11 protein-coding genes are annotated in these 12,438 nt (G+C 70.9%); 5 read left to right on the plus strand and 6 right to left on the minus strand.

The annotated features are described in order from the left end of the window. The first annotated feature begins 220 nt into the window (after positions 1 to 220). From leuA to FHR36_RS18040, 4 genes are all read left to right on the plus strand, one after another. On the plus strand, positions 221 to 2,002 hold the full coding sequence (gene leuA, locus FHR36_RS18025) for a 2-isopropylmalate synthase (protein WP_253798407.1): 1,782 nt from the start codon (positions 221 to 223) through the stop codon (positions 2,000 to 2,002). Positions 2,003 to 2,436: 434 nt separating this feature from the next. Continuing rightward, a complete protein-coding gene (locus FHR36_RS18030; protein WP_308199454.1) occupies positions 2,437 to 2,982 on the plus strand; it encodes a TerB family tellurite resistance protein in 546 nt (181 codons plus the stop codon). A 221-nt stretch (positions 2,983 to 3,203) separates the two neighbouring features. After that, on the plus strand, positions 3,204 to 3,950 hold the full coding sequence (gene recO / locus FHR36_RS18035) for a DNA repair protein RecO (RefSeq protein WP_253798413.1): 747 nt from the start codon (positions 3,204 to 3,206) through the stop codon (positions 3,948 to 3,950). Between the two features lie 2 nt (positions 3,951 to 3,952). Then, positions 3,953 to 4,783, plus strand: a complete 831-nt coding sequence (locus FHR36_RS18040) for an isoprenyl transferase (RefSeq protein ID WP_253798416.1) — start codon at positions 3,953 to 3,955, stop codon at positions 4,781 to 4,783. A gap of 99 nt (positions 4,784 to 4,882) precedes the next feature. On the opposite strand, the gene FHR36_RS18045 is transcribed toward FHR36_RS18040, so the two are convergent. Genes FHR36_RS18045 through FHR36_RS18060 form a run of 4 tightly spaced genes read right to left on the minus strand, consistent with a single transcriptional unit; the run spans position 4,883 to position 8,218 of the window. Beyond that, complete coding sequence (locus tag FHR36_RS18045; RefSeq protein WP_253798420.1) at positions 4,883 to 5,296, minus strand: Fur family transcriptional regulator; 414 nt, start codon at positions 5,294 to 5,296, stop codon at positions 4,883 to 4,885. A 35-nt stretch (positions 5,297 to 5,331) separates the two neighbouring features. Continuing rightward, positions 5,332 to 6,282 carry a metal ABC transporter permease gene (locus FHR36_RS18050; RefSeq protein WP_253799399.1) on the minus strand — a complete coding sequence of 317 codons (951 nt, stop codon included), beginning with the start codon at positions 6,280 to 6,282 and terminating at the stop codon, positions 5,332 to 5,334. Then, complete coding sequence (locus FHR36_RS18055) at positions 6,282 to 7,103, minus strand: metal ABC transporter ATP-binding protein (protein ID WP_253798422.1); 822 nt, start codon at positions 7,101 to 7,103, stop codon at positions 6,282 to 6,284. Before FHR36_RS18055 ends, FHR36_RS18050 begins: the two co-directional genes overlap by 1 nt. 17 nt (positions 7,104 to 7,120) lie before the next feature. Beyond that, a complete protein-coding gene (locus tag FHR36_RS18060; protein ID WP_308199456.1) occupies positions 7,121 to 8,218 on the minus strand; it encodes a metal ABC transporter substrate-binding protein in 1,098 nt (365 codons plus the stop codon). A gap of 180 nt (positions 8,219 to 8,398) precedes the next feature. On the opposite strand from FHR36_RS18060, the gene FHR36_RS18065 reads away from it, so the two are divergent. Then, positions 8,399 to 9,787: a glycine--tRNA ligase gene (locus FHR36_RS18065; protein ID WP_253798425.1), complete on the plus strand. Its 1,389-nt coding sequence runs from the start codon at positions 8,399 to 8,401 to the stop codon at positions 9,785 to 9,787. A gap of 256 nt (positions 9,788 to 10,043) precedes the next feature. Here the strand turns inward: FHR36_RS18065 and FHR36_RS18070 are convergent, their stop codons facing one another. Both FHR36_RS18070 and FHR36_RS18075 read right to left on the minus strand, forming a co-directional pair. Beyond that, positions 10,044 to 11,504: a hypothetical protein gene (locus tag FHR36_RS18070; protein WP_253798428.1), complete on the minus strand. Its 1,461-nt coding sequence runs from the start codon at positions 11,502 to 11,504 to the stop codon at positions 10,044 to 10,046. 217 nt (positions 11,505 to 11,721) lie between these two features. Further along, on the minus strand, positions 11,722 to 12,306 hold the full coding sequence (locus tag FHR36_RS18075) for a riboflavin biosynthesis intermediates N-glycosidase (RefSeq protein WP_253798431.1): 585 nt from the start codon (positions 12,304 to 12,306) through the stop codon (positions 11,722 to 11,724). Between the last annotated feature and the right edge of the window lie 132 nt (positions 12,307 to 12,438).

Below are 12,438 nucleotides of genomic sequence, written 5' to 3' on the forward strand. Positions count from 1 at the left end.
CGTGACCCGGGAAGGTCCGGTTACAGTGGACGACATCATGCGTTACGGGCTGCTTCTTCTTAGCTGCCGCGGCGAGGGCCTGTAGTCCCAGACAAGGCCGGCTCCCTCGCCGCGGGGAGTTGTCTTGCGCCCTTTCTCGATGCGGCGCATTCCGTCGGCCGGTCGGTGTCCTTCTCCCGACCACAGCCCGCAATCGACAGGGAAGCCGAGAGTCTCACCCATGACCGAGCAGTCGTCCGTCGCCCGCGCGTTCATCGACCGCCCCACCCCGATCACCGCCGCCTCCGTGCTGCAGAAGCCCTCGGGGATGCCCTTCCACCGCTACGTACCCTTCGGCACCGTCGACCTGCCGGACCGCACCTGGCCGTCCAAGGTCATCACCCAGGCCCCGCGCTGGCTGTCCACCGACCTGCGCGACGGCAACCAGGCGCTGATCGACCCGATGTCGCCGGCCCGCAAGCGCAAGATGTTCGACCTGCTGGTGCGCCTGGGCTACAAGGAGATCGAGGTCGGCTTCCCGTCCTCCGGCGCCACCGACTTCGCCTTCGTCCGCTCCCTGATCGAGGAGGGCGCGATCCCGGAGGACGTCACCATCTCGGTGCTGACCCAGGCCCGTGAGGACCTGATCGAGCGCACCGTGGAGTCGCTGAAGGGCGCCCCCCGGGCCACCGTCCACCTGTACAACGCCACGTCGCCGCTGTTCCGCCGGGTGGTCTTCAAGGGCAGCAAGGACGACATCAAGGCGATCGCCGTGGACGGCACCCGCCTGGTGATGGAGTACGCCGAGAAGATCCTGGGCGACGAGACGGTCTTCGGCTACGAGTACTCGCCGGAGATCTTCATCGACACCGAGCTGGACTTCGCGCTGGAGGTCTGCGAGGCCGTGATGGACGTCTGGCAGCCCGGCGAGGGCCGCGAGATCATTCTGAACCTGCCGACCACCGTCGAGCGCTCCACCCCGAACGTCTACGCCGACAAGATCGAGTGGATGTCGCGGAACCTGTCCCGCCGCGAGTTCGTCTGCCTGTCCACCCACCCGCACAACGACCGCGGTACCGGCGTGGCCTCGGCCGAGCTGGCCATGATGGCCGGCGCCGACCGCGTCGAGGGCTGCCTGTTCGGCCAGGGCGAGCGCACCGGCAACCTGGACCTGGTCAACGTCGGCATGAACCTGTTCTCGCAGGGCGTCGACCCGATGATCGACTTCTCCGACATCGACGAGATCCGCCGCACCGCCGAGTACTGCAACCAGATGCCGGTGCCCGAGCGCCACCCCTACGCCGGCGACCTGGTGTACACCTCCTTCTCCGGCTCGCACCAGGACGCGATCAAGAAGGGCTTCGACGCCCTGGAGGCCGACGCGGCCGCCGCCGGCGTCCCGGTCGGCGAGTACACCTGGGGCGTCCCCTACCTGCCGATCGACCCCAAGGACGTGGGCCGCACCTACGAGGCGGTCATCCGGGTCAACAGCCAGTCCGGCAAGGGCGGCATCGCGTACGTGCTGAAGCACGACCACAAGCTGGACCTGCCGCGCCGGATGCAGATCGAGTTCTCGAAGATCATCCAGGCCAAGACCGACGCCGAGGGCGGCGAGGTCACCCCGGCCGACATCTGGGCCGTCTTCCAGGACGAGTACCTGCCCACCCCGGAGAACCCGTGGGGCCGGATCGCCCTGAGCGGCTCGCGCAGCCTGACCACCGAGGACGGCCGCGACGCGCTGTCCACCGAGGCCGTGGTCGACGGGCAGCCGATCACCCTGACCGGCACCGGCAACGGCCCGGTCTCCGCCTTCGTCAACGCCCTGGCCTCGATCGGCGTGGACGTCCGCGTCCTGGACTACGCCGAGCACGCGCTGAGCGAGGGCGGCGACGCCCAGGCCGCCGCGTACGTCGAGTGTGCGGTCGACGGCAAGGTGCTGTGGGGCGTCGGCATCGACGGCAACACCGTGCTGGCCTCGCTGAAGGCACTGGTCAGCGCCGTCAACCGGGCGCAGCGCGGCTGACCCGTCAGCGGGTCGTACGGCGGACCGTACGACGGGGCCACCCGGGCGGGTGGCCCCGTCGCCGTTCCGGGCCCGGTCCGGGGCCTGCTCGGGTGCTGGTTCCGGCGCCGGCGAGGTCTGACCGAGGTCCGACAGTCGATGTGTCCCGCGTCACAAATTTTCGCATCAGCACCCGTTCGGGGTGCTGACACCCGTCGGCAACCGTGGCAACATCGACGCACCGGATTCGGGGTCGGTGGGACGGCCCCCGGCGTCCGGTCGCGTGACCTGCCCGTTGACGTGCAGGCCGCCTGCCATGTCTGGGGAGTGGCGCCGTGACAGGGTTGTGGGGTGTCCGTCCTCGGTGGCGGACTGACGTTCTCGGTGAATTCTTCTGCCCGGGCTGCGGCGGCGACCGCAACTACCGCCGGCAACACGGCCGGCGGTGGCTGCGGTTGTTCGGTACCCCGGTCCTGCCGCTCGGCCCCGTGATCGGCAGTGTGCAGTGCACCTCCTGCCAGGGCCGGTACGGCACCGACGCACTGGAGCAGCTCACCTCCGTCCGCCTCGCCGCGATGCTGCGGGACGCCCAGTACACGATCGCGCTCGCCGCGCTCGCCGCCGGCGGCACCGCCAGCCGGTCCGGCCGGGACGCCGCGTGCACGGTCATCCGGGAAGCGGGCTTCGACGACTGCGGAGAGGCCCAGGTGCTGGCCGCACTCGCGGCGCTCTCCGGCAGCAGCAGCGGCGAGCCGATGGACGTCGCCACCGAGGGCAGCGGCCTCGCCGTTGAACTCCACGCCGCCCTCGAACCCCTCGCGCCGCACCTTGCCCTCCACGGCCGGGCGCGGCTGCTCACCCAGGGCGCCTGGGTGGCCCTGGCCGACGGCCGGTACCTGCCGCAGGAGCGCGCCGCGCTCGGCGTGGTCGGCCGCTGCCTGAAGCTCTCCGAGGCCCAGGTGGACGCGCTGCTGGAGGCAGCCACCAGCGCGCGCCACTGACCCCCACAGGCCGGGCCCGACTCCCCCCTCCCGGGCCCGCCGTGACCCGCACCGACGGGCGCTCCCCCCACGAGCCCAGGGTGCGGGCTCACGGCTGCCCGCCCACGGCGGTCGCTGCGCCTCCTGCTCGGCTGCTCCGTCTCCTGCCTGGCTGCGGCGGCTGCTCCGCCCCCTGCTCGGTCGCCTGGGCTGTCGTACCCGTGGGCGACAATGGGGGCACCATGAGTCTCTTCCGCGACGACGGCATCGTGCTGCGCACCCAGAAGCTCGGCGAGGCCGACCGGATCATCACCCTGCTGACGCGTCAGCACGGCAAGGTCCGTGCGGTCGCCCGCGGCGTCCGCCGCACCAAGTCGAAGTTCGGCGCCCGGCTGGAGCCGTTCTCCCACGTCGACGTGCAGTTCTTCAGCCGGGGATCCGACCTGGTCGGCCGTACCCTGCCGCTCTGCACCCAGGTGGAGACCATCGCGCCGTACGGGGCGCCGATCGTCTCGGACTACAGCCGCTACACCGCCGGTACCGCGATGCTGGAGACCGCCGAGCGCTTCGCCGAGAACGAGGGCCAGCCGGCCGTCCAGCAGTACCTGCTGCTGGTCGGCGGTCTGCGGACGCTCGCCGCCGGCCTCCACCAGCCGCATCTGGTGCTCGATGCCTTCCTGCTCCGGTCGCTCGCCGTCAACGGGTACGGCGCGAGCTTCACCGACTGCGCCAAGTGCGGCCTGCCGGGACCCAACCGCTTCTTCTCGCTCCAGGCGGGCGGCGTGCTGTGCGGGGACTGCCGGGTGCCCGGAAGTGCCGTACCCTCCCCTGAGACACTGGTACTGCTCGGTGCGTTGCTGTCGGGGGACTGGCAGACGGCCGACGGCTGCGAGCCGCGGTACTGGCGCGAGGGCAGCGGGCTGGTGGCCGCCTATCTGCAGTGGCACCTGGAGCGGGGCATCCGCTCGATGAGATACGTGGAGAAGTGAGCATGGCAGCGCGACGGCTGTTCGGCAGCAAGCAGCGGGCGTACCGCACCCCCGAGCCCCACCCGAGCGGTGCCCGGCCGCCGAAGCTCCCCGGTGAGCTGGTGCCGAACCACGTCGCCGTCGTCATGGACGGCAACGGCCGCTGGGCCAAGGAGCGCGGCCTGCCCCGCACCGAGGGCCACAAGGTCGGCGAGACGGTCGTCCTCGACGTGCTGAAGGGCTGCCTGGAGATCGGGGTCAAGAACCTCTCGCTGTACGCGTTCTCCACCGAGAACTGGAAGCGGTCGCCCGAAGAGGTGAAGTTCCTGATGAACTTCAACAAGGACGTGATCCGCCGCCGCCGCGACGAGATGGACGCCCTCGGCATCCGTATCCGCTGGGTCGGCCGCATGCCCAAGCTGTGGAAGAGCGTGGTCCAGGAGCTCCAGGTCGCCCAGGAGCAGACCAAGAACAACGACGCCATGACGCTGTACTTCTGCGTCAACTACGGCGGCCGGGCCGAGATCGCGGACGCCGCCCAGGCCATCGCCCGCGAGGTGGCGGCGGGTCGACTCGACCCGTCCAAGGTCAACGAGAAGACCTTCGCCCGCTACCTGTACTACCCGGACATGCCGGACGTGGACCTCTTCCTCCGCCCCAGCGGCGAGCAGCGGACCTCCAACTACCTGCCGTGGCAGTCGGCGTACGCCGAGTTCGTGTTCCAGGACGTGCTGTGGCCGGACTTCGACCGTCGCGACCTGTGGCGCGCCTGCGAGCAGTACGCGCGGCGCGACCGGCGCTTCGGCGGCGCGATCCCCAACGAGGTGGCGCCCGAGGTGCCGTCGCAGCGCTGAGCCCGCAGCGTTCGGACGGCGGACGGCGGACAGCGGACGGCCCGGGTCGGATCGACCCGGGCCCCTCGCGTTCCTGCGGTACTTTCTCCGAGCGCTTGCTCAGCCCTGCTTCCGGGCGCACTCGCCGCAGGTGCCGAAGATCTCCAGGGTGTGCGCGATGTCGGTGAACCCGTGCTCGGCGGCGACCGCGTTGGCCCAGCGCTCGACGGCCGGACCCTCGACCTCCACCGTGGCGCCGCAGTGCCGGCAGACCAGGTGGTGGTGGTGACCGCTGCTGCAGCGCCGGTACACGGCCTCGCCGTCGGCCGTCCGGAGCACGTCCACCTCGCCGGCCTCCGCCAGCGACTGCAGGGTGCGGTAGACAGTGGTCAGGCCGACCGAGTCGCCCCGGTGCTTGAGCATGTCGTGCAGTTCCTGAGCGCTGCGAAAGTCCTCGATCTCGTCCAGAACCGCCGCGACGGCGGTGCGCTGCCGAGTCGACCGTGCGCGCGGCGACGGGCCTGCCGTGGTCACCGTGGGTCCTCCTGCTGCTCGAGTGCTGTCGCACATCATTGTGCCAGCCCCGGACTTGTCGAAGGATCCTCCGCGCGGGCCGCTCCACCGTCCGCGCCGGACGCCGTCGCTGTGGTCCGCTGCTCCGGCAGGGCCACGTCGCACACGGCGGGGCCGGTGTCGGCGGCGGCGCGGTGGCGCCGGCGTGCCAGCGGTGTCGCGGCGGCGCTGAGCAGGGCGAAGGCAGCGATGGCGAGCAGCACGATGCTCGGACCCGACGGCAGGTCGGCCTGGTACGAGCCGGCCACGCCGAGCACGGCGACGGTGACGCCCAGGGCGACGGCGGCGGCCTGGGTGGCGGCGAAGGAGCGGGTCAGCTGCTGTGCGGCGGCCACCGGGACCACCATCAGTGCGGAGACCAGCAACAGGCCGACCACCCGCATCGCCACCGTGACGGTGACGGCCGCCATCACGGCCAGCAGCAGGTTCAGCAGCCGGACGGGCAGACCGGTGACGCGGGCGAACTCCTCGTCCTGGCAGATCGCGAAGAGCTGGCGGCGCAGGCCCAGGGTGACCGCGATGACCACGGCGGCGAGCGCGGCGATCACCGTCAGGTCACCCGGGGAGACGGTGAGGATCGAGCCCCACAGGTAGCTCTCCAAGCTGCCGCTGCCAGCCTGGGCGCTCACGCTGACCAGCAGCTTTCCGCAGGCCATGCCGCCGTAGAAGAGCATGGCGAGGGCGATGTCGCCGCGCTGGTTGCCGCGCGAGCGGACCAGTTCCATGACGATCGCGCCGAGCACGCAGACCAGCACCGCCATCCACACCGGGCTGGTCTGGAAGAGGAAGCCGAGGCCGACACCGGTCAGCGCGACGTGGCCGATGCCGTCGCCCATCAGGGCCTGCCGGCGCTGCACCAGGTAGATGCCGACGGCGGGGGCGGTGACGCCCACCAGCACGGCGGCGATCAACGCCCGCTGCATGAAGTCGTACTGGAGCATCTCGATCATGCCAGCAGTCCCTGGGAGGTGCGGTGGTCGTCGGCGTGGGGGTGGACGTGGTCGTGGCCGGGCAGCGCGTGCTGGCCGACGCCCTTCGGCGGGGGACCGTCGTGGGCGACGCAGCCGTCCCGGAGCACCACCGCCCGGTCGATCAGCGGCTCCAGCGGGCCGAGTTCGTGCAGCACCAGCAGGACGGCGCAGCCGCGCTCGACCTCGCGGCGCAGGATGTCGGCCAGCACCTGCTGGCTGTCCACGTCCACGCCGGCCATCGGCTCGTCCATGATCAACAGGTCGGGTCGCGCCACCAGCGCCCGGGCGATCAGCACCCGCTGGTGCTGGCCGCCGGAGAGGTTCGCGACGCCGTCGCCGGCCCGCTCCAGCATGCCGACCGCGGCCAGCGCCCGGTCCACCGCCTCGCGGTCCCGGCGGCGGAACGGCAGCAGGCGGTGCTGGGTCAGCCGCCCGGTGGAGACGACCTCGCGCACGGTGGCCGGCACCCCGCTGGCGGCGGTGGTGCGCTGCGGCACGTACCCGATTCGCTGCCAGGCGCGGAACCGGCCGTACGGGGTGCCGAACAGCTCCAGGTCGCCGTCGTCAAGCGGGACGGAGCCGATGACGCTCTTGACGGTGGTCGACTTGCCCGAGCCGTTGGCGCCCAGGAGGGCGACCACCTCGCCGGGCCGGACGGTCAGGTCGATGCCGCGCAGCACCGGTCGGCCTCCCACGGAGGCGACGGCGTTGCGGAGACGGACCGCCTCCGGCGCGGCACCCTCACCCTGAGGGGGCCGCGCCTGGTCGGAGTCCGCTGCGGAGATGACAGCGCTCATGGTGTTTCGGGTTCCCGTCAGCCGGTGGTGCCAGGGGTGGTCTGGGCGGTGGGCGTCGCCTGCGCGGTGGTCTGCGCGGTGGGGGAGGCTTGCGTCGTGCCCGCGGTGGTCTGGGCGGTGGGGGAGGTCTGTGTCGTGCCCGCGGTGGTCTGGGCGGTGGGGGCGGACCGGGCGCCCAGGGCGGCCTGGAGGTTGGCCAGGTTCTGCTTCATGACCGAGAAGTAGTCGTCCTTGCCCGGGTTCTTCACGCCCTCCAGCGGGTCCAGGACGGCGGTCTTGAGGCCGAGGTCCTTGGCGACCGTGTCGGCGAGCTTCGGGCTGACCAGGGTCTCGAAGAAGATGGTGGTGACGCCGTTGTCCTTGGCGGCCTTCTGGATGGAGGCGAGACGGGCCGGAGTGGGCTCCGCCTCCGGGTCGACGCCGTTGATCGCGATCTGGGTCAGGCCGTAGTGGTCGGCGAGGTAGCCGAAGGCGGCGTGGCTGGTGACGAAGGTCTTCGTCCCGCTGTTCTGCAGGCCGTTCCGGAAGTCCTGGTCGAGCGCGGTGAGCCGGGTGACCAGGTCGTCGGTGTTCTTCTGGTAGTCGGCGGCGTGGGCCGGGTCGGCCTTGGCGAACTCCGCGCCCACGCTCTTGGCGACCGCCGCGTAGCGGCTCGGGTCGAGCCAGATGTGCGGGTCGCCGGTGGTGGCGTCGGCGTGCTCGTGGCCGGCCTCGTCGGTGGTGCCCTCGTCGAGGTGGTGGTCGACCAGCGGGGAGGCGGCGGTCGCGTCGATCACGTGCTTGCCGCCGGCCTGGGCGATCGCCTTGTCGACGGTGGGCTGCAGGCCCTTCAGGTAGATCACCGCGTCGGCCCGCTGGACGGAGGCGACCTGCTTGGCGGTGAGTTCGAGGTCGTGCGGCTCGACGCCGGCCGCGGTGAGATCGGTGACCTTGACGTGCTCGCCACCGATCTGGGTGGCGAGGAACTCCATGGGATAGAACGACGCCACCACGTCCAGCCTGCCGCTGCCGTCCTTGGCGCTGCTGTTGCCGCCGCAGGCGGTGAGCGTGAGCGCGCTGACGAGGACGGTGGCGGCCAGGGCTATGGAGGTGGTGGGGCGACGTCGGATCTTCATGACAACCATTCTCATCTTATGTGGAAATGATTGTCAACTTGCATGTGTGGGGAGTGCGGAATCGATTTGAACCCATGACCCGCATCCCCGGTAACCTGAGGTATTCGGGTGCGTGCAACCAGCCGCGCCCTGACCGTGCCGTCGTGTACCGAGTACCGACGTCGTACCGAAGAGAGCACTGTGGCCGCCGACAAGATCGACACGATTGTCAGCCTGAGCAAGCGCCGTGGCTTCGTCTACCCCTGCAGCGAGATCTACGGCGGCACCCGCGCCGCCTGGGACTACGGTCCGCTGGGTGTCGAGCTCAAGGAGAACATCAAGCGCCTGTGGTGGCGTGCGATGGTCACCGCTCGGGAGGACGTCGTCGGTCTCGACTCCTCGGTGATCCTCGCCCGCGAGGTCTGGGAGGCGTCGGGCCACGTCGCGACCTTCAGCGACCCGCTGACCGAGTGCCTCTCCTGCCACAAGCGCTTCCGCGCCGACCACCTCGAGGAAGCGTACGAGGCCAAGCACGGCAAGCTCCCGGTCAACGGCCTCGCCGACCTCAACTGCCCGAACTGCGGCAACAAGGGCGCCTTCACGGAGCCCAAGGAGTTCTCGGGCATGCTGAAGACGCACCTCGGCGCCTTCAACGAGGGCGACCCGGCCGGTGTGGCCTACCTCCGCCCGGAGACCGCGCAGGGCATCTTCACCAACTTCAAGGCCGTCCAGACCACCTCGCGCAAGAAGCCGCCGTTCGGCATCGCCCAGGTCGGCAAGAGCTTCCGCAACGAGATCACGCCGGGCAACTTCATCTTCCGGACCCGCGAGTTCGAGCAGATGGAGATGGAGTTCTTCGTCAAGCCGGGCGAGGACGAGCAGTGGCACGAGTACTGGCTCGAGCAGCGCTGGAACTGGTACCGCGACCTCGGCCTGCGCGAGGAGAACATGCGCTTCTTCGAGCACCCGAAGGAGAAGCTGTCCCACTACGCCAAGCGCACCGTGGACATCGAGTACCGCTTCAACTTCGGTGGCAGCGAGTTCTCCGAGCTCGAGGGCATCGCCAACCGGACCGACTACGACCTGTCGGTGCACAGCGAGCACTCCGGCCAGGACCTGAAGTACTTCGACCAGGAGTCCGGCGAGCGGTACTTCCCGTACGTCATCGAGCCGGCAGCCGGCCTCAACCGCGCCATGCTGGCTTTCCTGCTCGACGCTTACTTCGAGGACGAGGCCCCCAACGCCAAGGGCCAGATGGAGAAGCGCGTCGGCATGCGCCTCGACCCCCGGCTCGCCCCGGTCAAGGTCGCGGTGCTCCCGCTCTCGCGTAACGCCGACCTCTCCCCGAAGGCCCGTGGCCTCGCCGCCGACCTGCGCCAGGCGTGGAACGTCGAGTTCGACGACGCCGGCGCGATCGGCAAGCGCTACCGCCGACAGGACGAGATCGGCACGCCGTTCTGCGTCACCGTCGACTTCGACACCCTCGAGGACAACGCCGTGACCGTCCGCGAGCGGGACACCATGGCGCAGGAGCGCGTGTCGCTCGACCAGGTGAAGTCGTACCTGGCCGCGCGCCTGATCGGCTGCTGACGACGCCTGCTGCGATGCTCACCGGCTCCCCACCGCCCCGGCGGTGGGGAGCCGGTGGCGTTCGGTGGCGCAGGCGGCGTGGCGGCGCACAGTGCTGGTCATTGGCTCATTGGCGAGCGGGTGATCAAGGTGTTCGGGTCGGCCCGGGGTGCCGCCGGGGCCCGGGACCCGGGGGTACGGGCGCGCGCTGGTAGCGGGCCGGGTGGGAGGGCGTGGCGGCGGGGTAGGGGGGGCGGTGGGGATCCGGCGGGACGGATCAGCGGCGGCCGCGGGAGCGGGGTCGTGCCGGGGCTTCGGTCGGCAGGCCCAATGCGCGGAGGGCGGCGAAGGCGCTTCGGGCGCGGCTCTCGTCGATGCCGTCGACCGCGGCCAGCAGAGCTCCGTACAGGACTGCCTCCCCTCGGATGGCACTGGCGAACGCGCCGACGTCGACCGCGGAGCGCAGGCGGACCACCGCTCCGACCAGTTCGGCGCCCAGGCTCCGATCCAGCACCAGTGCTGTTGCCGCGAGTTCGCCGGTCTGCCGGCCTGCTGCCTGCCGGAGCAGGCTGCGGACGTCTTCCTGGCGGCCCGCCTCGCGCAGCCGGGTCGCCACGTCGGCCAGTTCCGTGGGCGGCGCGGACGCCCACTCCCACAGCAGGGTCTGCGCGTCCGCGGACTCTCCGGCACGCTCCAGCGCGGACAACAGGGTGGGCAGGGCGGCCGCCGGAACGTCCCACATCGCGTGAAACAGTTCCGCCGCCTCGTCGATCAGTCCGCTCTGACGGAGTTCGGCGAGCGTGCCGACCGCCTGCTCGGCGGGCCCGTACGCGGCCGAGCGGGCCAGATAGCCGGATGCTCCCGAAGGACCGTCGGTGCGCAGCAGCTCGATCAGCTGCGCCACCTCCACCGGCGAGAGCGTCACGGCCGCCTGCGCGACGATCGCCGCCGATTCCTGGGCTGCGCCGCGCCGGTGCAGCTCGCTGACGCGCTGGACCAGCGTGCGGAGCTCCCCGAATGTGCGCGTGTGCGGTGGCGGTGGTGGTGGCGGTGCCTGCGCTGCGGAAGGACCGCTTGCCTGTGTGCCGGTGTTGCCGTGCCCCGCACTGACCGGGTGTTTGGGCGTCGGGCTGTCCCGACCGGAGGGCGTCTCCTTGATCCAGCTGAAACGGGCGCCTCGCACGGGGGCTGCCGTCACCGCAGGTACGGTCGGCGCTGTGGTCTCCTCGTAGCTGGTGCCGAACCGCGCGCCGATCGGTCGCCGGCGCTGCTGCGGTGAGGCCGTACCTGCCGGGGTGCTCTCCGTGGCGGGAGGGTGTTGGCCAGTCCCCGTGCCCGTGCCCGTGCCCGTTGCGGACGCGAGGCGGTGGTGATCGGCCTCCGGGCCGGGTTGGCCGGCCGAGAGTCGCTCGGCCTGGAGCCTGTCCTCCATGGCCAGCAACCGGTCGCTCAGCTCCAGGCAGCGGGCGCCGAGTCCCTCTCGCAGGGTTTTGGCCTGGGCGAGTTGACTGAGTAAGTCCGGGTTGGACTGGGGGACGGAGTGACGGTATTCGCCACTCGGTCCGGGTGGTCGGGAGGGGCCGCGGCCCCCCTCGACCGTCAGCGACCCGCCCCTGATCGCCTCCGCCAGCCGCCGCTCCCGTTGCGTCGCGAACTGGCGTGCTCGCAGCAGTTGGTCCAATTCCGCTCGCAGTGATTGGACTTCGGCCGCCGTTGGCCCAAGCTCCTGAATCGTCATCGCGCCCCGCCCCGACCTCTGTGTCGGAGGCTTCCCGACCTGCCTCCGCCATCGACTGATGGACATCCTGTCGTCGCGAGACGGCGGGGACGTTACGGGAGTGAGTCCGGACCTTTTCGAGTTGTGCGCCGATTGTGCTGCTTCGCAAGGAAGTTCGAGTCGTTCGGGGTCGTGCTCGCGGCGGCGAATCCCGGTGCCTGCGCGAGCGTTCCGGTCCTCAGCCGGCTGCCGCGAGCCGAGCGCGAGCCTCCATCAGCGCGAAGCCCAGCAGATTGAGCCCTCGCCACTCCGCAGGGCGGGTCGCCCGATCGTTGTCGGCCGCCAGACCGATGCCCCATACCCGGTCGAGCGGGCTGGCCTCGACCAGAACCCGGTTCGCCGTGCCGAGCAGGTACTCGCGCAGTGCTTCGTCCTGGCCGAACTTGGCCACGTTGCCCCGCACGACCAGGTCGAGGCGCTCGGCGACCCATCGGGTCTCCTCGAAGCCGCGGACCAGACGACCGAGCTTCTTGGCCTCGGCGGGCGTCCTGGCGTTCAGGATGCGCGGGACGATCTCCTCGTCGCCGAAGAGCCGGGCCTTGCCGGCCATCATCCAGTGCTCCGCCGTCGCGTAGTCGACGCCGTCAACGGTGAACGGGGACGGCCACCACTGGCTGAGTGATCCTGCCCCGATCCTTCCGTCCCGCTCCGGCCGGTGACCCCAGAAGAGCAGGTACTTCGGCTGTGCTCCGTCCGCCACCAGAGCGGCGAGCTCCTCGCGCGTACGGACCTCGGTCGGTGTGGTGGGTCGGATCGTCGTCATACCGCCATGGTGTCATCAGGCACTGTCAGCGGGCTTCCAGATTTTTGCTCGTCTGCGCCGGTCGGGACCGGACCGGACTCGTCTGTCGGGACCCGACCGTCGGGGTGCCGGCCGGTCGGGCCGACCGCTTGC

Origin of the sequence: Kitasatospora cinereorecta (assembly GCF_024172095.1) — a bacterium.
Taxonomy (GTDB): Bacteria; Actinomycetota; Actinomycetes; order Streptomycetales; family Streptomycetaceae; genus Kitasatospora; species Kitasatospora cinereorecta.